The 24,797-nt window shown below is 63.0% G+C and carries 18 protein-coding genes and 1 tRNA gene; 7 read left to right on the top strand and 12 right to left on the bottom strand.

What is annotated here, in order from left to right; translation table 11 throughout:
- Positions 1 to 184 precede the first annotated feature (184 nt).
- The gene (locus tag AYM40_RS11095; protein ID WP_063496275.1) at positions 185 to 394 is read right to left on the bottom strand and encodes a hypothetical protein; all 210 of its coding nucleotides are present in this window, start codon (positions 392 to 394) and stop codon (positions 185 to 187) included.
- A 404-nt stretch (positions 395 to 798) separates the two neighbouring features.
- Between AYM40_RS11095 and AYM40_RS11085 the strand changes: the two genes are divergently transcribed.
- The 3 genes from AYM40_RS11085 to AYM40_RS11075 all read left to right on the top strand — a co-directional run bounded on the left by AYM40_RS11085 (position 799) and on the right by AYM40_RS11075 (position 5,985).
- Positions 799 to 2,391 carry an EAL domain-containing protein gene (locus AYM40_RS11085; protein ID WP_082855051.1) on the top strand — a complete coding sequence of 531 codons (1,593 nt, stop codon included), beginning with the start codon at positions 799 to 801 and terminating at the stop codon, positions 2,389 to 2,391.
- Positions 2,392 to 2,608: 217 nt separating this feature from the next.
- Positions 2,609 to 5,053, top strand: coding sequence for an ATP-binding protein (locus tag AYM40_RS11080; protein ID WP_063496273.1), 2,445 nt, complete (start codon positions 2,609 to 2,611; stop codon positions 5,051 to 5,053).
- Positions 5,041 to 5,985 carry a GGDEF domain-containing protein gene (locus tag AYM40_RS11075; protein WP_063496272.1) on the top strand — a complete coding sequence of 315 codons (945 nt, stop codon included), beginning with the start codon at positions 5,041 to 5,043 and terminating at the stop codon, positions 5,983 to 5,985. Before AYM40_RS11080 ends, AYM40_RS11075 begins: the two co-directional genes overlap by 13 nt.
- Positions 5,986 to 6,101: 116 nt before the next feature.
- Here the strand turns inward: AYM40_RS11075 and AYM40_RS11070 are convergent, their stop codons facing one another.
- Both AYM40_RS11070 and AYM40_RS41370 read right to left on the bottom strand, forming a co-directional pair.
- Positions 6,102 to 6,590 (bottom strand): hypothetical protein, encoded by a 489-nt coding sequence (locus AYM40_RS11070; RefSeq protein WP_063496271.1) that lies wholly within the window; start codon positions 6,588 to 6,590, stop codon positions 6,102 to 6,104.
- Positions 6,591 to 6,710: 120 nt separating this feature from the next.
- A complete protein-coding gene (locus AYM40_RS41370) occupies positions 6,711 to 7,799 on the bottom strand; it encodes an EAL and HDOD domain-containing protein (protein WP_158515274.1) in 1,089 nt (362 codons plus the stop codon).
- Between the two features lie 878 nt (positions 7,800 to 8,677).
- On the opposite strand from AYM40_RS41370, the gene AYM40_RS11060 reads away from it, so the two are divergent.
- Positions 8,678 to 8,754 (top strand) — tRNA-Asp (locus tag AYM40_RS11060).
- Between the two features lie 86 nt (positions 8,755 to 8,840).
- Complete coding sequence (locus tag AYM40_RS11055) at positions 8,841 to 10,778, top strand: SurA N-terminal domain-containing protein (RefSeq protein ID WP_063496269.1); 1,938 nt, start codon at positions 8,841 to 8,843, stop codon at positions 10,776 to 10,778.
- 146 nt (positions 10,779 to 10,924) lie between these two features.
- Here AYM40_RS11055 and AYM40_RS11050 read toward each other — a convergent pair whose 3' ends face one another.
- Positions 10,925 to 11,266, bottom strand: a complete 342-nt coding sequence (locus AYM40_RS11050; RefSeq protein ID WP_063496268.1) for a hypothetical protein — start codon at positions 11,264 to 11,266, stop codon at positions 10,925 to 10,927.
- A gap of 130 nt (positions 11,267 to 11,396) precedes the next feature.
- Entirely contained in the window at positions 11,397 to 12,101 is a 705-nt protein-coding gene (locus AYM40_RS11045; protein WP_063496267.1) for an arylesterase, read from the bottom strand.
- On the opposite strand from AYM40_RS11045, the gene AYM40_RS11040 reads away from it, so the two are divergent.
- A complete protein-coding gene (locus AYM40_RS11040; RefSeq protein ID WP_063496266.1) occupies positions 12,100 to 12,786 on the top strand; it encodes an ABC transporter ATP-binding protein in 687 nt (228 codons plus the stop codon). The two genes, AYM40_RS11045 and AYM40_RS11040, sit on opposite strands and share 2 nt — an antisense overlap.
- Before the next feature lie 155 nt (positions 12,787 to 12,941).
- On the opposite strand, the gene pgi is transcribed toward AYM40_RS11040, so the two are convergent.
- The 3 genes from pgi to AYM40_RS11025 all read right to left on the bottom strand — a co-directional run bounded on the left by pgi (position 12,942) and on the right by AYM40_RS11025 (position 17,859).
- On the bottom strand, positions 12,942 to 14,564 hold the full coding sequence (gene pgi, locus AYM40_RS11035) for a glucose-6-phosphate isomerase (RefSeq protein ID WP_063496265.1): 1,623 nt from the start codon (positions 14,562 to 14,564) through the stop codon (positions 12,942 to 12,944).
- A gap of 273 nt (positions 14,565 to 14,837) precedes the next feature.
- Entirely contained in the window at positions 14,838 to 16,463 is a 1,626-nt protein-coding gene (locus AYM40_RS11030) for an NAD(P)H-hydrate dehydratase (protein WP_063496264.1), read from the bottom strand.
- Between the two features lie 88 nt (positions 16,464 to 16,551).
- Positions 16,552 to 17,859 (bottom strand): FAD-dependent oxidoreductase, encoded by a 1,308-nt coding sequence (locus tag AYM40_RS11025; protein ID WP_063497957.1) that lies wholly within the window; start codon positions 17,857 to 17,859, stop codon positions 16,552 to 16,554.
- A 339-nt stretch (positions 17,860 to 18,198) separates the two neighbouring features.
- On the opposite strand from AYM40_RS11025, the gene purL reads away from it, so the two are divergent.
- Positions 18,199 to 22,278 carry a phosphoribosylformylglycinamidine synthase gene (purL, locus tag AYM40_RS11020; RefSeq protein ID WP_063496263.1) on the top strand — a complete coding sequence of 1,360 codons (4,080 nt, stop codon included), beginning with the start codon at positions 18,199 to 18,201 and terminating at the stop codon, positions 22,276 to 22,278.
- 172 nt (positions 22,279 to 22,450) lie between these two features.
- Here the strand turns inward: purL and AYM40_RS11015 are convergent, their stop codons facing one another.
- The 4 genes from AYM40_RS11015 to msrB form a co-directional block, all read right to left on the bottom strand.
- Positions 22,451 to 23,230 (bottom strand): peptidylprolyl isomerase, encoded by a 780-nt coding sequence (locus AYM40_RS11015; RefSeq protein WP_063496262.1) that lies wholly within the window; start codon positions 23,228 to 23,230, stop codon positions 22,451 to 22,453.
- 11 nt (positions 23,231 to 23,241) lie between these two features.
- Positions 23,242 to 23,556: a BolA family protein gene (locus tag AYM40_RS11010; protein ID WP_063496261.1), complete on the bottom strand. Its 315-nt coding sequence runs from the start codon at positions 23,554 to 23,556 to the stop codon at positions 23,242 to 23,244.
- A gap of 1 nt (position 23,557) precedes the next feature.
- Positions 23,558 to 24,088, bottom strand: coding sequence for a septation protein A (locus AYM40_RS11005; RefSeq protein ID WP_063496260.1), 531 nt, complete (start codon positions 24,086 to 24,088; stop codon positions 23,558 to 23,560).
- 272 nt (positions 24,089 to 24,360) lie between these two features.
- On the bottom strand, positions 24,361 to 24,783 hold the full coding sequence (gene msrB / locus AYM40_RS11000) for a peptide-methionine (R)-S-oxide reductase MsrB (protein WP_063496259.1): 423 nt from the start codon (positions 24,781 to 24,783) through the stop codon (positions 24,361 to 24,363).
- Positions 24,784 to 24,797 lie beyond the last annotated feature (14 nt).

Raw genomic sequence — 24,797 nt, 5'->3', positions numbered from 1 at the left:
AGATGATTGAAGTGCAGTCTCGAAAAAAGCTCCGAATACGGCTAGTTGCTCAGTTTCGGATGCACAAGGCTGGTGGCCGATGCTGCGAGGACGCGTAGGGAGAAACTACATGTTCCCGAGATTCAGATCAGGCGTCCCTGTCTTTCTTCTGATGCTCGTCGCCTTGGGCGGTACGGCATCCGAATCAATGGCGCAAACCGCCCGGCAACTGGTCACCCAGGTCATTGACGAGCGCCAAACCGTCGAACTGGCCGGCAAGACCCGCCCCGAGGTGAGCGCTGGGGGTGATCGCGAACGCGTCGAAGACACGCTCATTCTTGAGCGCATGCAGCTCCTCCTGAAGCGTCCGGCCGAGAGGGAAGCCGCACTCGTTCGCTTCATCGACCAGCTCCACGATTCGAAGTCACCCTATTTCCAAGCTATTCGAAGGCCTACGGCACCGGTGCGGGTTGGAACTTTGCCACCGGTATCGGCGCGGCCAACGTCACCAATCTGGTGAACGCGCGGCCGCGTTGACAAGGATCCCGAGGTCCAGGAAGACCTGGATGAGATGGGTGACTTCGTTCCGGTTCTGATAATCATGCTGGAGTGGATAGCCCCCGTCACTTCGTCGTCTGAGCTTGTGCTTGTTGCGCCGCCAACGGTCTTCGCCCCGCGGGCCGATCCCATTGGCCACGTAACGGGTCCGTATATTCATCAGGGTCGCGGTTTCGGTAAATTTGTCTTACGATAATCGTGCGCCGACGACCATCGATATCCGTTCCGGATGCGGGCAGTTCCCCCTCACTTTGGGTTGCCATGTCAGAGATCTCGAAATCTGCCAGCCTCTCGCTGCCCGCTGGGGCCAGCGGCCCGGTGCCGATATGGAGCGGGATCGGGCCGCGTCTGTCGCTACTCGTCGCAACCGGCGGCAGCGCTCTTGTCCTGGTAGCCGCGGTTCTGTTCGGGGAGTACGGTGCGACTCGCGCGCTGGCGGCCCATGAGCGGCTGATCGGCAACGATCTGGTCGCGTCCGTCGACCGTATATTGAACGACGTCAGGGCGCGCCGGCGGACCGAACTGGTAGCTCTCGTGGGACGACCGTGTGGCGATGTCCGACGTCCCCTGGCGCAGTTGCAGACATATGTGCGGTACGTTCGTGGTCTGAATCTTGTGGTCGACGGGCGGGTTTATTGTTCCTCCGGCCTGGGACAGATCGACGTTCCGCTGTCGGTCTATGTCAGGTCGACCGCGACGGGCACCAGTATCAACCTGCTGCCGCAGACCCCGTTCCATCCAGGCGATCCGGTCCTCACGATGTTCGATGCGACCGGCCAGGGCACCGGCATCCTATACCTGATCGCGGGCACCTATATTGCGGATGCGCTCGCGCACGGAGTGAGATTCAGTGCACAGCATGTCGCCCTGTCGCTAGCTGGCGTCGGGCTTCTGACGGACAACGACGGGTTCGTGCCGGTCCCGAAATCCGCGCCGTCTTACACGACAAATGTAACTTCTGGCGCGTGGCCGTTTTCCATCACGTTGTCCTCGTCGCCCGAATTCGCTTCCCAGCTGCGCTGGCAGTACCGGCTATATTCTGGCGCTGCGGGCGTCCTGCTGGACATGCTCATCATCACCCTGTATCTGCTCGCGTTTGCTCCAGACCGTCTGCTCCTGAACGCGGTTCGCCGCGGGTTACGGCAACACGAGTTTCACGTCGTTTATCAGCCCATCGTCGACGTCGCCAGTCGGTACACGGTCGGCGTGGAGGCTCTGTTACGCTGGGATCATCCGAAGAAGGGGCCTATCGGTCCGTCCTTTTTCATGGCTGAGGTCGAGACCAGTTCGCTTCTTGCCGTGGTGACGGGATTCGTGCTGCGCACCGCAGTGGCGGAGATGAGCCGTCACGCGCCAACGCTGCCGTTGCGCGTAGCGGTCAATATCGCACCAGGGGACCTGGAGAGAAAGGGTTTTGCAGCGGAGGTGTTGGCCGTGAGCAGAACGCTGCCGGGAGGCATCAGTCTGGTCCTGGAGCTGACTGAACGGTTCCTTCTGAACGAAAGCGCCCATACCATGGCTGCCTTCAGGGCACTCAAGGCAGGCGGTGTCAGATTCGCTATCGATGACTTCGGGACGCACCATAGCAACCTTGATCTCCTCAGCCGGTTTCCTTTCGACTACGTGAAGATCGATCGTCAGTTTGTGAGTCAGGCCGATACAGGTGGCGCCGGGCTGATCAAGGCCGTCGTGTCCGTTGCGCATCATTTCGGCTTGCAGGTCATCGCCGAAGGTGTGGAAACCGAGGAGCAGCATCAGGCGTTGCGAGCCGTAGGCGTGTCGCTCGGTCAGGGTTATCTCTATCAGAGACCCCTGCGAGCGGAACAACTCGTAAGGCAGAAGGAACGCCGGTAAGCGGTGCGGCGAGTGTCGTACCGAACTGCATGTACCGGCCGGCCCGCTTGTTCCGGCCCGCAGGCGTGTCCAAGCAGGGAAGCGCTTCACCGTCTACCGCATGTCCCATAACGCGCGGTTGACGGCGACACGTATTGCACCCCAGCCTTGACATTGACTCAAATTTATTGATCATAAAGTATGAACACGATGCGGTCAGCCTGGGCCTCGATACGACATGAAGACTGAAACCTTACCGCGCTGGTCGAAGGCGTCGGTGGCGGCAATGCCGCCGGTCTGGCTGATATTCGTGTTGCCTACGGCCTATTTCCTGGCCGCGTTCATTTCCATTTCCTTTTTTGGCACCGATACGCCGATCTGGGCGTCCAACGCCTTCGCGGTAGCGGCCCTGCTGCGCAACCCACGCCGAACCTGGCCGGTTCTGTTGGCGCTGGCGGCCTGCGCTGACTATCTCGCCCTCGCCATTACCGGGACGCCGGTCATCGCCTTCGGGATCATTCTGTGTGACGCCTTCGAAATATCATCGGTCGCCTTCCTGGTGCAACTCACCGGCGCGTCAGCGTTGAGCGAAAGCATGTGGGCCATGGCAAAACTCGCGGCGATCTGCACGCTGGTGCCGCTCATCAGTTCGACGGGCGGCGCGCTGCTGGTGGCCCTGAGCTTCGGCGCGCCATTCGTCGCCACCTGGCTCACCTGGTACCTATCCGTCACCTGCGGGCTGATCACGGTTACTCCGCTGCTGCTGGCCTGGACCGACAAACGGTTGTGGCAGGAGGAGCGCAAGTCGTGGCAGGCCATCCTGCAGGTCCTGACCATCGCGCTGGCCGTGGGCGCACTGGGCTATCTCGATTTCCGCTACCACGTCACCGGGATGGACCTGTCCGTGCCGTTTCTCCTTCTGGCAACATTTGGTGGCGGGCTGCTCGGCGCCACCACCGCATCCGCGGCGCTGGCCATTGCGACGATCCTGGCTACGATGGCGGGCCACGGACCCATAGCGGTCTCCGCGGGGACCGACACCATCAAGGAAATTCAGGGTATCCAGATTTTCATCGCCTACATTCTGCTAATCGCGCTGCCCGTGGGCGCGATTCTGGAGCAGCGCCAGCGCATGAACGTGCAGCTGCGGGAGCGGCAGCGCGATGTGCAAAGAGCCGCGCAGGCCAAGTCCGATTTCCTGGCTGTCATGAGCCATGAGATCCGCACGCCGCTGACCAGCGTGCTGGGGGTCGCGGATCTCTTGTACCAGGACGACCTGTCCCCGCAGCACCGGACCTATGTGAAACAGATCCAATCCTCCGGCCGCTATCTCCTCTCCGTTATCAACGACATCCTCGACTTCTCCCGTCTTGACGCCGGCAAGATGGAGGTCGAGACGATCGACTTCGAGCTACCGCGGATGATCGAGCCTGTGCGCTCGCAGATGGCGCCCCTGGCCACGGAGCGGCATCTGGCGCTGCACTTCGAGCTGGACAACGTGCCGCCGCTGAAGGGGGATCCGACCAAGCTGCGTCAGATTCTCACCAATCTCATCGCCAACGCGATCAAGTTTACCTCGCAAGGGGTCGTGACCGTTACCGGCGTTTGGCAGCCCACAGGCGCAGAGCGTGGAATATGCCGGTTCGAAGTGCGCGATACGGGAATCGGCATCCCGGTGGAAAAGCAGGCTCACCTGTTCGACGCCTTCAGTCAGGCCGATACCTCGACGACGCGCCGCTACGGCGGCAGCGGCCTTGGCCTTGCCATCTGTAAGCGTCTCGTTGAGGCACTGGGCGGAACGATAGGTGTGGAAAGTCTCTCGGGTGTGGGCAGCCGGTTCTGGTTCGAGGTGCCAATGACACTGGGCAAACCCACCGGGTTGGAGGAGTCGGAAAAATTGGGCATGATGAAACGCAGCCCGCAACGCGTGCTCCTGGCAGAGGATGTGGAGACCAACAGGATGCTGGTCACAAGAATGCTGCGCACGCAGGGCTATCAGCTGGTGGCGGTGGAAACGGGCGAGCAGGCGCTGGCGGCGGCCACGGACGAGGATTTCGACCTGATCCTGATGGATGTGAACATGCCGGTCATGGACGGGATGGAGGCGACGCGGCGCATTCGCACCCTGCCGGCGCCGCGCGGCAGGGTGCCCATTCTGGCACTGACGGCCAACGTTTTGCCGGAAGACCTGCTGCGCTACCAGGCCGCCGGCATGACCACGACGATCACGAAACCGATCGACTGGCAGCGGCTGTTCGACGCCATGGCCCGCTATGGCCAGAACGGCCGGGGGGCGGACGCGCCGCACACTGGCCTGTCCGCCGTCGGACAGGAACTGCGCGAGCAGCTGCACCGGCTTGACGACGGTACGGGCGCGGGCATGAGGGACATTGCCCGCCTGTTCATTCAAGACACGCAGCGGCGCCTCTCGGAGCTTGGCCCGACGCTGGAAGCGGCCGACGCCGACGGGGTCGCCAGGTTGGCGCATGCGATCAAGGGCAGCGCGGGGAATCTCGGCCTGCGGCGTCTGGCGAGCCTGTGCGACGAGATCGAGACCGCGGCTCGCACCGCCGAGCTTGAGGCCGTGCCCGTACGCCTGGATGATGCCGAAGCCGAATTCGCCGGAATTTGCGAGGCTCTCGCGCAACTCAACACTGAACCGCTCCCGCCATGCGCGTCCTGATTGCCGAAGACGACGCTTCCTCGCGCTTGATCCTGGAAATCCAGATGCGGCGGCTGAAGCATGAGTTCGTGTCCGCCAGCGCCGGTGAAGAGGCGTGGCGACTATTCCAGGACAACGATGTCGATGTCGTCATCAGCGACCGGGAAATGCCAGGCATGGATGGGCTGGAACTTTGCCGGCGGATCCGCGCCTCCACCCGGCTGGAAAAATATGTTTACTTCATCTTCATTACGTCGTCGGGCAGCAAAGTCAATATCCTCGACGGAATGCAGGCCGGCGCGGACGATTATCTCGCCAAACCACTCGACCCCGACCAGTTGGCCATACGTCTTCTGGTGGCGCACAGGATTACCGCGCTGCACAGGCAACTCGCCACCCAGCAGAGGGAGCTGGAGCATTTCAATGCGCGGCTGTTCGAGCTGGCGCGCACCGACCCGCTGACGGAACTGTATAACCGCCTCAGGCTCCGCGAGGATCTCAGCCTGTTTCCGGCATGGGCTCCCAGCGGGCCGCACGGGTTCTGCGCCATCATGCTCGACGTCGATTATTTCAAAGCGTACAACGACCATTGCGGGCATTTCGCCGGTGACGCGGTGCTCAAAGCTGTGGCCGGTGTGTTGCACCAGAACATGCGCCCGGGCGGGCGCGGCTACCGTTTCGGCGGCGAGGAATTTCTCGTTATCCTGCCGGCGCAATCGTTGCGCGATGGCTGTCAGGCGGCGGAGAATTTTCGCGAGACGGTCGCGGCAATGGCGCTGCCGCACATGGGAAGTCCCAGCGGAGTGCTTACTGTTTCTGCGGGCGTGGCCGAGTGGCCGCGCGACGGCATGATGGTGAACGCGTGGCTGAAGCGGGCGGATGAAGCGCTGTATCTGGCAAAGGCGCAGGGCCGGAATCGGGTTCATCCGGCGCCCGATGATCCGCAAGCGTAGGGCCTATCCATTCTTAACGACCGCCTTAACGGATATGCGACAGATTGATGCGCGGTCGAAACGCCTTGAGGGTGCAGGGGCCGCTCCCTGCGGCGATTACAGGAACGATTCAAGTGTCACTCGAGGGCCTTGAGCGTTAACAAGTCCGCCTCCCACGCGGCGATTTTCTCTGCCCATTCCCGCGCCTGTTTGTCATGCTTGTCGGCGGCTTCCTGACCATCCCTATATTCTCCCGCGACGTACCCATACCAAATGGCGGCAGCAAGCAGCGCCGGAAGGACCCCGGGCCCGAGCCGGTACGCAAGCACGAACACCAAAAACGTCGTGGCCGCCCGGAAGGCCGTATTGTATGTGGACCTCGCCATCGGTTGCGCGTTCGGCGCGCTGCAGGAGATGCTTGCTTCTAACAACCGTATTGCTCTCGCTCGGTACTGGCTGCGGATGCCGGTGTCCCGAATCAGCTTCGCCGTCTGGGAAAAGTCCATCCAGTTCAGTTCGGCATCCAACCTGCCGAGCCGCGGTTTGACGATGGTTGCGAAATACTCGCTGAACGCTTTCTGCGCTAACGCGAACTGTTCGTGCTGGTTGCACGTGCTTGTCGCCATGGCTTCTCCCGAATCCTCACGCCTTGCGGCCCTTGGTGCAGCACGACGGCTGCATGACATCGATACCCCCTAACGCCCTTGCGTGGCGAAGTGCCGTGATCGCCCATTGCTCGGGCTTGGCTACAACCGTCCACTGACGCCTGCCGATGCCGCTGTCGAGCGCGGCATGCCGTGATGCGGCCGCTCGAGCTCGGAAAGGCTTTGGTCCGCCGACCCGGCCCACACCGCCGCCTGCGCGGCTAGCTCAGCCAGGTTAGGGGTGGTCGGGGACGCGATCTGCTCGGCGATGCAATCGAACCGGTCCCAATTGCCGAGCTCCAGCGCTTCGATGGCACTCAAGAGCGTTCCGAGCACGCCCTCGCGACGCAATAGGGCCGCGCGAACCGTGTCCGACACGGGAAAGTCCCGGATCGTGTGATCGAGGGAGTCCCCCGAGGCCGCCTCTACCAGGGAAAGCACGCCGGTGAGAAATGCGCATTCGGCGTCGTCAGCGTCGACATCTGGCATTCGGTCAACGGCCAGTTCCATGAAACGGGCCCGCGTCAAGGCGAGCTGAGCGAGCGGATTGTGCTCGAGCGAGGCGATGCTGTCGTCCGCGTAGAGTAGTAATTGAGCCCAGCGTCCCAGACGGCTCGTGCCGATCGCACTGATGGCGTCGCGCAGCGTTGTCGATGATGTGGGACCGTGCCGGCACGCCTGCAGGTTGGCCATGCGCATCACGTGCGTGGTGAGCGCCGGGACCCGCTTCAATTCCGCTTCAATCTCGGTCAGGGATGGGTCCAGTTCGATCAACCGCAACAGCCGAAGCAATGAATGACGTGGTGTATGGACGCGGCGCGTCGTCAGGATCTCGGGGTGGGCAAAGAAGTACCCCTGAAACAGGTCGAATCCGCACTTGCGCGTTGCTTCAAATGCGGCCATCGTTTCCACTTTCAGGGCAATCAGTGTCTTTCCTCTTGCCTTCAATGCACGCACGAGGACCGTTTGCGTTTCCGGGTGGCACCGGCTGACATCAATCTTGATCGCCTCCGCGAAAGGCAGAAGCAGCGCGAAGGTCTCATCCGGCCGCGTGATTGCGTCCAGCACGAACCGATAACGCTTGGCGCGCAACTCGGCGAGCCGCTGCAGCAACGTTTCGTCGACGTGCAGATCCGGCGGCAGCTCCAGCATGAAACGGTCGGGCGCAACAACGTCGAACGAATCGCTCAACAATATCTCGCGACTCACGTTCAAGTATCCCACGTGCTTGCCCAGCACGCTTTCTATCCCGATTTCGCCGATAACGCGTTTGATGACTCTCGCCGTGGCGGCTCGCAAGTCGTCGATGGCCGCGTAGTTGGAGGCGTCTTCGCGCACGAGCAATTCGTATCCGCAAAGATTGCCCTCCCGATCGAGCAGCGGCTGTCGGGCGAGATAGGTGCGGTCAGGGGCTGATGCGGCCTCGGCGCGTGCTGGCATTGGGTGTCCCTCATGCAGTAACAAAAGGCTGGCCAGAGTTCGAGCAAATCGTGTGCCAATGCAGGCGACGTGAGACCGGGCGCGAGTTCGAACCGCGCGTTCGCGACGCGTGAAAACTGCGCGACTATGTGCGGCGTGCCGTTTGGCCCTTCCGTGCGGGACCTGGCAGATCCGAGGGGGTGCGTTCGCGCATTGGCTACGTTCAAGCGCGGGCTCTGGCATTACGTAACAAATGACGCGGCGTTCCCGAGCATCCGTAACATGGCCGCAGGCGCAGACCCGACAGATGTCGCGACAGCGTGTCACGACGCCGAACCATCTGTGGCTGGCGCGCTCAGCAGGGACGAGCCGCATAATTCCCGCAGTTACGGGAGTCGCGGAACAGGGGCAAGGTCACTTTGCCAGGTTGCGAGTAGCATAAGAGGCGCGATGCCTTCAGGTTAGCTGCACGGCCAGATTTCCGTTGCCAAGTAGCTACATTTGCGGCAGAATCCCGGATCGTTGTATTTTTCGTTGTATCCGCTGGATCGAATTGCGTGGGCGTTTTACCCCATAAGGCTTTGCTGGGTGTTTTCGAGCCCATCAGCATTTCAGATTCGGCTAAGTGTTTCAGCTCAGTTGCAGTATAAGGAGTGGTAGTTCAGTCGGTTAGAATACCGGCCTGTCACGCCGGGGGTCGCGGGTTCGAGTCCCGTCCACTCCGCCAGCATCCACGAAAGGCGAACTCCGGTTCGCCTTTTTTATTGCCCGCTGTTGTAAGATCGGGCGTTCTGTTTTGGGCACTCCTTACGCATGCTCGATTTTTTCCGCAATCACAAACGCCTGATGATGTTCATGCTCATCCTCGTCATTGTGCCGGGGTTGGGTTTTGTAGGTATTCAAGGCTTCCGCGGCTTCTTTGACGAAAGTGCAAACGTCGCCAGCGTCAACGGTCACAAGATCACGCGCGCAGAGTATGACGACGCGACGCGTCAGCAACTCGACCGCGCCCGTCAGATGCTCGGCGCGCAGTTCGACATGAAGTCGTTCGACACGCCTGAGCGCCGTCGCGAAATGCTCGACGGTCTGATCGAGCAGCGTGTGCTGGCTGACGAAACACAGCGCCTGCATCTGACCGCATCTGACGACGCCGTGCGCCGCGTGCTGCTGAACGATCCGGTGATCTCGTCGCTGAAGAATCCTGACGGCTCGATCGACGTCGACCGCTACAAGCAGTTGCTCGCGATGCAGGGCATGACGCCCGATCAATACGACGAACGTGTGCGCTACAGCCTCGCCACGCAGCAGTTGCCTGCGAGCATTCAAGGCAGCGCCTTCACGTCGAAGACCCTCGCACAGCATTTGACCGAGCTCGCCGAACAGCAGCGCGAAGTGCAGGGCATCGCGTTCCATCCGCGTGACTATGCAGCCAAGGTGCAGCCGACGGATGCGCAACTGCAGGCGTACTACGACGCGCATCGCAACGACTTCGCCACGCCGGCCACGGCGACGATCCAGTATCTGGTGATGTCGCCGGCAACCTTGTCTGCAGCCGTGCAGCCGAGCGACGCCGACCTGAAGAAGTACTACGACGACAACATCGCGCATTACCGCACGGACGGCCAGGTGCGCGCGAGCCACATCCTGATTGCCGCGCCGAAAGATGCCAGCGCGGCTGACAAGGCCAAGGCGAAGCAGAAGGCCGAAGAGTTGCTCGCGCAGATCAAGGCGCATCCGGACCAGTTCGCGCAAATCGCGCAGCAGAACTCGCAGGATCCGGGTTCGGCGTCGAAGGGCGGCGATCTGGGCTACTTCGGCCGCGGCATGATCGCAGGCGGCCAGGTGTTCGACGACGCCGTGTTCGGCCTCAAGAAAGACGAAGTCAGCGGCATCGTGCAGACCGACTTCGGCTATCACATCGTCAAGGTCACGGACGTGAAGCCGGCCGTCACGAAACCGTTCGACGAAGTGAAAGATCAGATCGCAAAAGACCTGAAGACACAGCTGGCAAGCAAGGCATTCAGCGACGACTCGGAAGGCTTCACGTCGGTCGTCTACGAGAAGGCGAAGAGCCTGCAGCCTGCCGCCGACAAGTACAAGCTGCAACAGCAAACGGCCACCGTGACGCCGCAGCCGGATCCGAAGCTGCCGCCTGACAGCCCGCTGAACAATGCGAAGTTCCTGGCTGCGGTCTTCGCAAACGATGCGGTCACTGCACGCAACAACACGCAAGCGATCGACGTCGGCAGTAACACGCTGATCGCGGCACGCGTGACCGATTACAAGGCTGCAGCCGTGCCGGCGCTCGACGCCGTCAAGGACGCAGTGCGTCAGAAAGTGATTGCGGCTCAGTCGAACGATGCAGCTCACAAGGACGGCATCGCGAAGCTGGCTGAGTTCGACAAGTCGAAGGCCACGACAGGCTTCTCGTCGCCACTGAAAGTTTCGCGCAACGACGCGCAAGGCGTGCCACCGGCTGCATTGAGTGCAATCTACAAAGCGGACGCACAAAAGTTACCCGCCTACGTCGGTGTGGATCTGGGTGACGACGGCTATGCGATCTATCGCGTGAACGCAGTTGTTGCCGGTGCCTCGATCGATCCGAAGCGTTTGGCTGCCGCGCAGCAGCAGATTGCGCAAGTCGACGCTCAGTCCGAAGCAGAGGCGTACGTCGAGGCGCTGCGCGCGCGTTCGAAGGTGAAGTTCTATGGCTCGCTCGACAGCAGCAATGCTCAGGCGAGCGGCGAATAAGATCCAGCTTCAACTCCTGCACGCAAGCAAGTAAAGCGCGCAGATGCCAAAAAGCCCCGCAAATTTTGCGGGGCTTTTTCAATTGACGCGCGCAAAGCGCGTCAATTGGTTTGCCTGAGTGCGCGGCTTATTATGCCGTCAGCCGCTTACAGGCAAGCGCTGATCGAGCTGGTGGCATCGCTCCCTGCAGCGCCATTGGCGCGGAACCCGACCCATGAACCCGGGCCGGTATAGGAGGGCCGTACGACGGCGGCGGCGCCGTCAGGCGGCTGCTGACCCGGCACATAGACATCCATTGCCTGATCGTTAGCCAGGATGTCTTGCGACACGACTTGCTGTTGCGAACTATCGGCCCACTTGTGCGCAATGCACGTCGCGACGACCTTCGGCGGCTGCTGGCTTTGGCCCACGGATTGGACGCCGGTAGGCGGTTGAGCGGCGCCTGCAGAAATTGCCACGGTCAAAGCGATTAACGGTAAATATTTCACGTTATCTCCTCAAAAGTCGCTCAGAATCGAGCCGGGTTACACGGGATTACGAAAGTGCCGGATCGACTTCATCGATCCGCTTACCGATCCGCGTTCCCCAATTACCGGAAACAAGTTGCTAGCGAGCTTTTCAGTGCGGCGAACTTGTGCGAAGGAGTGGCTTGACAGCTGGCCACACGTTATTGAGTAGCACTGGCTGTGCCTGCTGCGTGGGATGGATCTGGTCCGCCTGAAACATGTCCGGTTTGTCGGCGATACCGGCCAGCAGGAAGGGCACCAGCGGCACGCGCAATTGCTTCGAGAGTTCGCCGTACAGGCCGTGGAACTTTTGCGTGTAGTCGGGGCCGTAATTGGGTGGCACATACATGCCAATCAGCACGACCTTCGCGTGACTCTGTTGAGCCTGCTCGATGATCGTACGCAGGTTGTCTTCGGTCGTTGCGAGCGGCACGCCGCGCAACGCATCGTTGGCACCGAGCTCGACGATCACGATGCTCGGCTTGAGCCGCTGCAGGAGCGCCGGCAAGCGGGCCCGGCCACCGCTCGTAGTGTCGCCGCTGATGCTCGCATTGGCGACGCTATAATCGATTCGCTCATCGGTGAGGCGCTGGCGCATCAAGGCAACCCAGCCAGTGTCGCGGGGCAAGCCGTATTCGGCGGAGATGCTGTCGCCGAGTACGACGATCACCGGCTTGGCCTGTTCGGGTGCGTTGGCCGCACGGGCTGGGAAGGCCAGCGAAAACAGGGTGGCGGCCAGCACGGCCGAGCCGAATGCCGTAGTCAGCGCCAGCGCGCGAGGCGCTACGGCGCGCACTTTCAACCTACGCTTCACCATGCTAAACAAAACTGATCCAGTCATTGCAGTGCGGGGTTTGTGCAAGAAGGTTAAGGATGCAACGGGTGAACTGACGATTCTCGAAGACATCGATCTTGCTATCGATGCCGGCAGCAGTGTGGCGATCGTCGGTGCATCCGGGTCGGGCAAGTCTACGCTGCTCGGCTTGCTCGCAGGATTGGACAGCGCGAGCTCCGGCTCGGTTCGGCTGCTCGGTCGCGAACTCACCGAACTGAACGAAGACGAGCGCGCCGCGTTGCGCAGCGGCTCGGTCGGTTTCGTGTTCCAGTCGTTTCAATTGATGCCGCATTTGACGGCGCTTGAAAACGTCACCTTGCCGCTCGAACTGCAAGGCGGCATCGGGACGCGTGAGGCTGCGGCGCGTGCGCGCGGCTTGCTGGAGCAGGTAGGACTCGCTCAGCGCACGGGGCACTATCCGAAGCTGCTGTCGGGCGGCGAACAGCAGCGGGTTGCGCTTGCGCGCGCGTTTGTTACGCATCCGGCGATCCTGTTCGCCGACGAGCCGACCGGCAGTCTTGATGCAGCCACTGGTCACGCAGTGATCGATCTGATGTTCGAGATGAACCGTGCGAACGGCGCCACGCTGATCCTCGTCACGCACGACGTCGAGCTGGCGCGCCGCTGCGATACGACGGTGACCATCGAAGCGGGGCGTCTGGCCTGAGCGTGCGAGCAACACATCGCTCGTTCGTACAAAGCAAAGCGGACCACAAGAGCCCGCTTTGCTTTCCATCTGATGCAACTCGATAACACAAAGCCGCTAACCAGGCGCGCGTGAACAATCAGCGCATGCGGCACGAACAAGCGCGTCGCTCACGCTCAGCGCTTCAATGCAGCACGCGCCCGCGCGATCAACGCCGACGTCGAGGAGTCGTGCTTCTTTTCATCGACGCTGGCCGACGTCAGATCCGCCTCGACCACCTTGCCGAGGATCTTGCCCAACTCGACGCCCCATTGATCGAACGGATTGATGTCCCATACCGATGCCTGCACCAGCACCTTGTGCTCGTACAACGCGATCAATGCGCCAAGCGAACGCGCCGTGAGGGCATCGACCAGCAGCGTCGAGGTCGGACGGTTGCCCGGAAACACCAGGTGCGGCGCCAGTTCAGGCTTGTCCGCACCGGCAACCTTCTTCGCTTCTTCGAGCGTGCGTCCCAGCATCAGCGCTTCGCTTTGCGCGAAGCAGTTCGCCAGCAGCTTCGGATGATGACTGACAAGCGGATGCTCCGGCGTCAACACTGCGATGAAGTCGATCGGCACGATGGTCGGACCCTGGTGCAGCATCTGGAAGAACGCATGCTGTCCGTTCGTACCCGGTTCACCCCACGTCACCGCAGAGGTCGGATAGTCGACCATCACGCCATCCAGGCGCGCCGACTTGCCGTTGCTCTCCATTTCGAGTTGTTGCAGATACGACGGCAGGAAATGCAGCGCTTCCGAATACGGCGCGACCAGATAGCTTTGCGAGCCGAAGAAGTTGCGATACCAGATGCCGATCATGCCGAGCAGCACCGGCAAATTCTTGTCGAGCGGGGCGTCGCGGAAATGCTGATCCATCTCGTTGGCGCCGGCCAGCAGTTCGCCGAACTGTTGCGGGCCGATCGCGATCATGATCGATAGACCCACCGCCGACCACAGCGAATACCGCCCGCCGACCCAGTCCCACATCTCGAACACGTTCTCTTTCGCGATGCCGAACTTGACTACCTCAGCCGGGTTCGCCGACACGCCGACGAAGTGCTTCGCCAGTGCGCTTTCCGGGCAGCCTTTCTCGATGAACCAGTCACGCAGCGAGCGCGCGTTGGTCATCGTTTCGAGCGTGGTGAAGGTCTTGGAGACGATGATCGCGAGTGTCTCTTCGGGATCGATCATCTGCATCACGTTGTACAGATCCGCGCCGTCCACATTCGACACGAAATGCGTGGTGATCTCGGGCGCGGCCAGATGATGCAGCGCATGCACGACCATCTTCGGCCCGAGATCCGAGCCGCCGATGCCGATGTTCACGACGTAGCGAATCCGCTTGCCCGTATAGCCGGTCCACTCGCCGCTGCGGACCTTGTCGGCGAACGCGGCCATCCTGGCGCGTTCGGCCTGGATTTGTGCATGGAACGGCGCCTTCGGATCGGTGGCGCGCAGCGCGGTGTGCAAGGCGGCGCGGCCTTCGGTCGGGTTGACGATTGCGCCCGCGAACATCGCGTCGCGGCGTTTCTCGACGCCGGCTTCGCGCGCGAGTTGCACCAGCAGTTTCAGGGTTTCGTCGGTGATGCGGTTCTTCGAGAAATCGGCCGCGAGACCGCCGCCCGCGAACGCCAAGCGCTCAGCACGGGTAGGGGCGGGATCGTTCTCGGGGGCGAACCAGTCGCGCATGTGCGCATCGCGAATCTGCTCGTAATGCGTTTGCAGCGAGGACCAGGAGGGGAGCGAGTTCTGGGTCATAGCGTCCGTCTAACGAAGGGGCACGAAGAATGGCGCACGCGTGAAGCGCTGCCGGGGATGATGCAACGATGCTGTTAGAGCGATGCCGCGCGGCCGGGTTCGCGGTGGGTTGCCGCGAGCCTTCGCGAGCCTGCCTGGAGGTCGAGCCGGCTCGCTGAAGGTTCGCTGCAACCCGCGACGACCCGACGCGCGGCGCAGTCGATCAGTATAGCGGCGTTGCGTGACAGGTGGCAGCGGTTTGGACGTCCCGGTCACACTGTGGGATGGGTGGGTTCATTCAGGCGCTGCCGGATAGAACATGCGGTTTAGCAAAGTCCGCACCATCGGGGCGAGTTCGCCCGCCGTCAAACCTGCCGGACCGTGGCCTTGCGCGCTCAGCGTGTCGGCGGCGAGGCCGTGCAGGTAGACGCCTGCTAGCGCGGCTTCGTAACGCGGCACATGCTGGGCGAGCAATGCACCGATGATGCCGCCGAGCACATCGCCTGTGCCGCCCGTCGCGAGTGCGGCATTGCCGGTCGGATTGATCGCGACGCGGCCGTCCGGCGCGGCGATGACGGTGCCCGCGCCTTTCAGCACGACCACGGCGGCAAAGCGAGCAGCCAGTGCGCGCGCGGCGGCGAGGCGGTCGCGTTGCACGCCCGGCGCGTCGGTGCCGAGCAGGCGCGCGGCTTCGAGCGGGTGCGGCGTCAGCACGCACGGGTCGCCTTGCACGCCGCGCGCGGTGACTTCGGCCGCGAGCGACGGGTCTGTCGAAATCAGATTGAGCGCGTCGGCGTCGAACAGTTTGGGCATGTCGAGCGGCAACACGTCGTGCATGACACGCGTGGCACGATCGCGCAGACCCATGCCGCAACCGATGGCGAGTGCGTCCATCTTGTCGAGCGGCAGATCGTCAATGGCATGCAGCATCAGTTCGGGGTGCGGCGGATCGTAGGGTGGGGCGCCGTCGCCGAGCAAGGCGACGTGCACTTTACCCGCACCGGTGTAGAGCGCCGCGCGCGAGGCAAGGATCGGCGCGCCGCACATGCCGGTGTCGCCGCCGACCACGGCAAGGCTGCCGAAGGTGCCCTTGTTGGTGGCGAAGTCACGCGGCGGCAGGAAGGCGGCGAACAGTCCGGGCGCGTTGAGTTGGACAGCCGCGCGGGTGGTGCTGTCGATGCCGATCGGCGCCACGATCACCCTGCCGGCGAGATCGCGGCCCTGTGCGGTGAAGAGGCCGGGTTTCGCGCCGATGAAGGTAATCGTGTGGGTGGCGTGGACCGCGAGGCCATGGCTCTGATTTTCGCTTCGTCCTTTGCCTTGATCCAACCCTTCGCCGACTACCGTGCCGGTGTCGCCGTCGAGACCGCTTGGCGTGTCGAGTGCCAGAACGCCGCCTCTTCTGGGCTTTGTTTTCGTGCGCTGCGAGAGTTGCCGGGCGATGGTGGCAAAGATGCCTTCCAGCGGGCGGGTCAGGCCGATGCCGAACATGCCGTCCACCAGCCACGTGTAGCTGTCCAGCGAGGCCGGCGGTGCGGTGGTGATGGCTACGCCCGCCGCGCGGGCTGTGTCGAGCGCCCAGCGGGCGTCGTCCGGCTTGACTTCAAGCGGCATGCACAGCTCTACGGCGATGCCGGACCGATGCAGCTCCGCGGCCATGATCAATGCGTCGCCGCCGTTGTTGCCGGGGCCCGCCACGACCCATACCTTGTGCTTCGCTTTTTCGGTCGATGTGTCGCGGGCGATCTGTTCTTGCAGGTAGCTGGCGGCGGCTTTGCCGGCGCGGGACATCAGCGTGTGCTGAGGCAGTGTTGCCGCTGCCTGGGTCTCGAGGATTCGCAGGTCGGTTAGCGTGAGCAGCGGCAAGGCCCGGTTGCGCGGGCTGATTAACGTCGGGAGCGTGGATTCGGGCGCAGTCATGGCGAGGCTTGACGTTCACCTTGGGCAAGGCGAGGAAGCTTTGGGAGCCACTATGGTAGTGCCGATAGGCTCCGGGCGGGTCTGCCGTTTACTGGAATCGGTCCGCGCGCAGCGCAGCCAGGGTGTCTGCGGGGACGTCGGGGGTCTTGCCCGAGATCAGGTCGGCGATCAGTTTGCCCGAACCGCATGCGAGGCCCCAGCCGGCAGGCCCGTGCCCAGCGTTGACGAACAGACGCGGATGAAGCGCATTGCCGATCACCGGCAAACCGTCTGGCGACAGCAGTTTTACGCCTTCCCATGGCAAGGCCGCGGAGATCCGGGCCGCGCCCGGGATCCAGTCGTGCGTCGCTTGGCCCAGCAGCGCCAGCGCTTCCTTCGTCAATGCCTCGCCGAGCGGCTTGTCGATCTGTCCGGCGCTCTGCAGGACCGCACCGCCCGCAACCCGCAGGCGATGATTCATGCGGCTGACCGTAATCCGCTTGACCGCATCCACTATTGCGACGTGCGGTGCGCATTCCTCATGTGCAATCGGCGCCACCAGGTTATGCAGGCGCAGCGGGTGCAGCGGCAGCCGCAGGCCCAGGCGTTCGAGCAGCGTGAGGCTGCCGTAACCCGCGGCAACGACAATCGCGTCGGCGTTGATCACGTCGACTTCGCGTGAGCGCGCCGCGGTGGCGCTGGCGCCCGGCCGTCGCGCCAGTTCCACCGCGGCGCGCTGACCTTCGAGACGGATCGCCGAGACTTCGCAGCCCAGCATGAATTGCACGCCGCCCTGCGTATCGAGGCTCTGCTTGATCAGTTTCGCGAAAAGCGGGCAATTGGCCGTGCGCTCATGGTCGAACAGCACGCCGCCGGCGAATTCCGGCTCGGTCCGCACGGAATGCTCGAACGCGGCGCATTCGGCCGGCGTCAGCACGTGATGCGGGACTTCGTATTGGCGCAGCAGATCGAGCGCAGTCTGTGTCTGCCGCCACTCCTGCTCGGAACGCACCAGATAGAGCAGGCCGCTTGCCTGTTCGAATTCCAGGCCGAAGCGCGCTTCGATATCGGCCATCGCGTCACGCGATGCTTCGATCAGCGGACGCAGCCGCGCGTACTGGCGGCTGAACGCCTCGGGCTCCTGCAAAGCGGCCAGCTGCTTGATGAACTGGCGTGCCGCGCCGTTAAAGCCGGCCTTGCTGATCACGCCGTTTTTGGCGCCCTGACGGCTCGCCATGAAGGTCGGGCCAAACCAGACGTCGAGCGGGGTCGGTAGCACGCTGCCGCCGTGCCCATAAGTCGCGCCTTGCGCGACCGTAGCGTGGCGTTCGACGACGCATACCCGGTGGCCGGCCGCGCGCAGTTGATAAGCGGTGGCGACGCCCGCAATCCCGCCGCCGATGACGATGACATCCATGATCTGATTCGATTTGCTGGCGGGACGCCGAAACGCCGCGGTCCCGTTAAGCGTGGCATGCGGCGCGTTGCCCGGCATTGCTCGGGCGGCTCGCGCCGATTTGGTGAAAGGGCGAATGATAGCAGTCAAACGGATGGCTCCGCCACGCGAGCGCCACGCGGGAGCGCCGCAGCGGCGCGCCCGAGCCGCCATGCGGAGCGCGCCAAAACCCTGGTGCGAAGCCCGCTGGAAGCCCGTTCCCGGGGTATAATCCCGGACTTCCTTTCCGCCTCACGTCGCCTTCACGCGCGACTCATCGGCATCACTCATCGGCATCATTAGCGACGCAACGTCAAGTCCATGGCCCACTTCTCGTGTTTCCCCGGCGCTTCGGCCCTTTCCGATTTCCGTCAAACCCGCCTGCTCGAAACGCTTACGCGCATCGACCCCAACATCACGGGCGTGCGCGGCCAGTATCTGCACTTCGTCAACGCGCAAACCCCGTTGTCCGCGGAAGACAACGCGAAGATCGAAGCGCTGATGCACTACGGCGATCCGCTCGAAGAAACCAAAGAGCGCGGCACGGCCGAAACCTTCCTCGTGGTGCCGCGCTTCGGCACAGTGTCGCCATGGGCCAGCAAGGCAACCGATATTGCCCACCTCTGCGGCCTCGCGCAGGTGCGCCGCATCGAGCGCGGCGTCGAATACACGGTCACGCTGAAGAGCGGCCTGCTGGGCGGCAAGAAGGCGCTCTCGGACGAAGCCCGCGCGGCCGTCGCCGCGGCGCTGCACGACCGTATGACCGAGAGCGTGTCGCCCTCGCGTGACCATGCGATGCATCTGTTCGACGAACTGCCGGCCAAGCCGCTGCAAACCGTCGACGTGCTGAGCAACGGCCGCGGCGCGCTGGAAGCGGCGAACACGGAACTGGGCCTCGCGCTCGCCGACGACGAAATCGACTACCTCGTCGACGCCTTCACGAAACTCGGCCGCAATCCGACCGACGTCGAACTGATGATGTTCGCGCAGGCCAACAGCGAACACTGCCGTCACAAGATCTTCAACGCGGAATGGACGATCGACGGCGAGAAGCAGGACATCTCGCTGTTCAACATGATCCGCAACACGGAGAAGCTGAACCCGCAGGGCACCATCGTCGCGTATTCGGACAACTCGGCGATCATGGCGGGCGGCGTGGCCGAGCGCTGGTTCCCCCACACGCCGGCTGAACCCGGCGCGCTGCCCGAACACTACCACCGCAACGTCGAACTGACGCACACCTTGATGAAGGTGGAGACGCACAACCACCCAACCGCGATCTCGCCGTTCCCGGGCGCCTCGACCGGCGCGGGCGGCGAAATCCGCGACGAAGGCGCGACCGGCCGCGGCGCGCGTCCGAAGGCGGGTCTGGCGGGTTTCACGGTGTCGAATCTGGAATTGCCGGACGGCGTCGAAGCATGGGAAAACGCGCGCGACGCCGCTCAGCCGTTGGCGCACCGGAACCCGGACGACAAGCACGAAGCGTATGGCCGTCCTGACCGCATCGCGTCGCCGCTGCAAATCATGATCGACGGCCCGCTCGGCGGCGCCGCTTTCAATAACGAATTCGGCCGGCCGAATCTGGGTGGCTATTTCCGTGCTTACGAGCAGAACGTCGCGGGTCTGGTGCGTGGTTATCACAAGCCCATCATGATCGCTGGGGGCATCGGCAATATCTCCGACCAGCACACGCACAAGCACGATCTGCCGGAAGGGTCGCTGCTGATCCAGATCGGCGGCCCGGGTATGCGCATCGGCATGGGCGGCGGCGCCGCCAGCTCGATGGCGACTGGCACCAACACGGCCGAACTCGACTTCGACTCGGTCCAGCGCGGCAATCCGGAAATCGAGCGCCGTGCGCAGGAAGTGATCAACGCGTGCTGGCAGCTTGGCGAGAAGAACCCGATTCTGAGCATTCACGACGTGGGCGCGGGCGGTCTGTCGAACGCGTTCCCGGAAGTGGTGGACGGCGCCAGCAAGGGCGCGATCTTCGATCTGCGCAAAATCCAGCTGGAAGAGAGCGGTTTGTCGCCGCGCGAAATCTGGTCGAACGAAGCGCAGGAGCGTTACGTGCTGGCGATTGCGCCGGCCGATCTGCCGGCCTTCGAAGCGATGTGCAAGCGCGAGCGCTGCCCGTTCGCGGTGGTCGGCACGGCCACGGCCGAGCGTCAACTGAAAGTGATCGATTCTGAGTCGAACGACAACGTCGCGCACGAGCCTGTCGACATGCCGATGGAAGTGCTGCTAGGCAAGGCGCCGCGCATGCATCGCGACGTGAAGCGCGTCGAGCGGAAACTCGAACCGGTGGACGTCACCGGCATCGCGTTGTCGGAAGTCGCGGTCAGCGTGCTGCGTCACCCTACGGTTGCCAGCAAGTCGTTCCTGATCACGATCGGCGACCGCTCGGTCGGCGGCACGACCGCGCGCGACCAGATGGTCGGCCCGTGGCAAGTGCCGGTGGCCGACGTCGCCATCACGACGATGGATTACGCGGGCTTCCGCGGCGAAGCGATGACCATGGCCGAGCGTACGCCGCTCGCCGTGATCAACGCGCCGGCCTCGGGCCGCATGGCGGTCGGCGAGGCAGTCACGAACATTGCGGCGGCGCCGATTGCGTCGCTCGATAAGCTCAAGCTGTCGGCCAACTGGATGGCCGCGTGCGGCGCAGCGGGCGAAGACGCCGCGCTGTACGACACGGTCAAGGCCATCGGCATGGAGTTGTGCCCCGCGCTCGGCATCAGCATTCCGGTCGGCAAGGATTCGCTGTCCATGCGCACCAAGTGGGAAGACCGTGGCGTGGCGAAGGAAGTGGTCGCGCCGGTCTCGCTGATCATCTCGGCATTCGCGCCGGTCGAAGACGTGCGCAAACACCTCACGCCGCAACTGCGCCGCGCGAGCGAGGTGGGCGATTCCGTGCTGATCGCGATCGACCTTGGCCGCGCCAGGCATCGCCTGGGCGGCAGTATTCTCGCGCAAGTCACGCAGCAGGTCGGCGACACGGTGCCGGACGTCGACGACCCTGAGGATCTGAAGCGTTTCTTCACTGCGATCCAGTCGCTCAATAGCGACGGCAAGCTGCTCGCCTACCACGACCGTTCGGATGGCGGCCTGTGGGCGACGGTTTGCGAAATGGCGTTTGCGGGTCACGTTGGCGTGTCGCTGAATGTCGACATGCTGGTGCTCGATCCGAACCACGAATCCGATTACGGCGACGCGAAAGACTGGGCGAAGCAGACCAGCGGCCGTCGTGAAGACCGCACGATCCGCGCGCTCTTCAGCGAGGAGCTTGGCGCGGTGATTCAGGTGCGCGCGACGGATCGCGACCCGGTGCTGGGCGCGTTGCGCGAACACGGTCTGTCGGCATGCTCGCATGTGATCGGCAAGACCAACGAGCGCGACACGATCGAAATCTATCGCGACGCGAAGAAGATCTACGAGGCACCGCGTACCGAATTGCATCGCGCGTGGAGCGAAGTGAGCTGGCGTATTTCGCGTCTGCGCGACAACCCCGCGTGTGCCGATGCCGAATACGATGCGCTCTCCGACGCCGCAGATCCGGGCATTTCGCCGATCCTCACGTTCGATCCGAAGGAAGACGTCGCCGCGCCGTTCATCAACACGAGTGCACGCCCGTGTGTCGCGATCCTGCGTGAGCAGGGCGTGAACTCGCACCTCGAAACGGCTTATGCCTTCGACCGCGCCGGCTTCGACGCGCACGACGTGCACATGAGCGACCTGCTGGCCGGCCGCGCCAACCTGGCGGATTTCGCCGGTGCGGTGGCGTGCGGCGGCTTCTCGTACGGCGATACGCTGGGCGCCGGTGAAGGCTGGGCGAAGGCGATCCGCTTCAACTCGCAACTGGCCGATATGTTCGCTGCGTTCTTCGGCCGCGAAGACACGTTTGCGCTGGGCATCTGCAACGGCTGCCAGATGATGAGCAGCCTCGCGTCGATGATTCCGGGCGCCGAAGCCTGGCCGAAGTTCACGCGCAACAAGTCGGAGAAATTCGAAGCGCGCTTCTCGCTGGTCGAAGTGCAGGCTTCGCCGTCGATTTTCTTTGCCGGGATGGAAGGCTCGCGCATTCCGGTGGCGATTGCGCACGGCGAGGGTTACGCGGATTTCTCGCAGCAGGGCGATGCGTCGAAGGTGGCAGTGGCGATGCGTTACGTCGATCACCGTGGTCAGGCAACTCAACAGTATCCGTTCAACCCGAACGGTTCGCCGGACGGCATCACGTCGGTTACGACAGCCGATGGCCGCTTCACGGTGCTGATGCCGCACACCGAGCGCGTGCACCGTGCGGTGCAGATGAGCTGGCATCCGGAAGGCTGGGGCGAAGGCAGCACGGACGCGAGCCCGTGGCTGCGCGTGTTCCAGAACGCACGCCGCTGGCTGGGGTGATGATGTAGTACAGGCTGCCGCGTTATCCACGCGCGGCAGCTTGCCGGTGCTACGGCTGCGATGTCGCAGTCGAAAACCGCCGATAGATAGCACCCGAAGCGCCGACCCGAAGCGGACGCAGAAACAAAAAACCGCCCGCAGGCGGTTTCTTTTTTAGGGCAGCGAAAAACGCTTACTGAATCTTCGCGTTCTTACGCAGACCTTCTTCGAACGCCTGCAGCTTCTCCTGCTGGATCTGCTGCACGATCTGCGGGCGCACTTGCTCGAGCGGCGGCGGCGTGATGTTGCGCACGTCGTCGACACGGATGATGTGCCAGCCGAACTGCGTATGAACCGGTGCGTCGGTCATCTGGCCTTTCTGCAGATGCGTGGCCGCGTCCGCGAATTCAGGCACGTAGGCCTTCGGGTCCGACCAGTCCAGGTCGCCGCCGTTCTTGCCCGATCCCGGGTCCTTCGAGTATTGCTTGGCGAGGTCTTCGAAGCTCGCGCCGGCCTTGATCTTGGCGATCAGATCCTTGGCTTGCTCTTCGTTGTCCACCAGGATGTGGTGCAGGTGATATTCCTTGCCGCCCGCGTCCTTGATCAGCGCGTTGTAGCGCGCAGTGATTTCGGCATCGGTCGGCGCGTTGTTCTTCACGAAGTCTTCGATCAGCGCGCGCAGCACGACCGTTTGCTGTGCAACGGCGATTTGCGCCTTGATGTCCGGCCGATTCGGCAGGCCGCGGCGCAGCGCTTCCTGCATCAGGATTTCGCGGTTCACCAGCTCTTCGCGCACGGCCATTTGCAACTGCGGCGTGTTTTGCTGGCCTTGATGAACCAGTTGATCGACCAGTGCGTCGGCGCGCGCTTTCGGAATCGGCGTACCGTTCACGACAGCGATGTTCTGTGCAAATGCAGGTGCGGCAGCAAATGCAGCCAGCAATACCCAAAGGTGGGTTTTCTTCAAGGTCATCAGAAATTTTCCTAGCGGGGCAACAAAGCGAATTCTTCGGGCGTGTACGCCGTGATTGCAAGGGCGTGAATGCCGCGCTGCATGGCATCGGCCAGCGCATCATACACCATGCGATGCCGCGCCACGCGGGCCTTGCCGGCGAATGCGACCGCCACGATCGTGACAGTGAAATGACCGCCAGCCGAGGCGCCGGCGTGGCCTGCGTGCTGCGCGCTGTCATCCGTGATCTGGATCGAGGCAACCGGCGCGAGCGCCGCGGTGAGGCGCGCCTCGATCAGCGCGGCGCGCTCGGCGGTGGTGGCGTGCATGAACACATCGCTTGTCATGTCATTCTTCCTTCATATACTTCGACAGCCACAAACTCTGTCCGACGATGAATACCACGAGGCACCCGGTCGCGCCGAACAGCTTGAAATTGACCCACTGGTCGGTCGTGTAGTGATACGCGACGAACAGGTTCACCAGCCCCAGCAGCACGAAGAAAATCGCCCAAACGATATTCAGCTTGCCCCAGATCGCGTGCGGCAGCGTGATCTGCTTGCCCATCATCGCTTCGATCAGGTTCTTGCTGAAGGCCAGTTGCGAGATGATCAAAGCGACCGAAAACGCCCAGTACAGCACGGTCGGCTTCCATTTGATAAAGGTGTCGTTGTGCAGCACGAGCGTCGCTCCGCCAAAGACGGTGACGACACCGAGGCTCACCCACAGCATCGGATCGACCTTGCGGTGGCGGAACGCCACCCACGCGATCTGCACCAGGGTGGCAACGATCGCCACAGCCGTCGCCGTGAAAATGCCCCATAGCTTGAAGGCGACGAAAAACAGGATGATCGGGAACAGATCGAACAGGAATTTCATTATCTGGTCGGGAATTCGGAGAGTAGGTCGGAGAGTTTGAGAAACAGGGACGCGGCGCGCCCGGTGGCATGGAGGCGGCAGAAACCCGACACGGCAGCCGGGAACTGCGCGTTGCGCCATTCGTCGCCTGATTGCCGCGCCGGGTTGACCGCTGGCTTGGCCGCTGCCTTGACCGCTGCCTTGACCGGTTTGCAAGCCGGATGAAGGGTGTCGCGGCCAACAGGCGCCTTACGACAGCCGCCGGCCGGCCATGCGCCGAACTCCGCGCTGCGTTACTTGGGCTCGAATTGTAACGCAGCCGAATTGATGCAGTAACGCAGGCCGGTCGGCGCCGGTCCGTCTTCGAACACGTGGCCCAGATGCGCGCCGCAGTTCTTGCACTGCACCTCGATGCGCAGCATGCCGTGCGTGCGGTCGGTTTTCTCGGCGATCACTTCGCCGTTGATCGGCTTGAAGTAGCTCGGCCAGCCGCAACCGGCGTCGAACTTGGTGTCCGATTCGAACAGTGGCGTACCGCAGCAGACGCAGTCATAGATGCCGCGGTCCCAGTGGTCGTGGTAGCGGCCAGTGAAGGGGCGCTCCGTGGCCGCGTGGCGTGTCACCTGGTATTCGATGTCGGAGAGTTGCTTGCGCCATTCGGCGTCGTCTTTCTGCACGGCGGGGGCGTCGGTATTGAGGTCGTCGGGCTTGTTCATGGTCGGGGTTCCTG

Origin of the sequence: Paraburkholderia phytofirmans OLGA172, assembly GCF_001634365.1 — a bacterium.
GTDB lineage: Bacteria > Pseudomonadota > Gammaproteobacteria > Burkholderiales > Burkholderiaceae > Paraburkholderia.
Note: the sequence above shows the minus strand (reverse complement) of the source record. Positions and strands in the feature narration are given on the sequence as shown.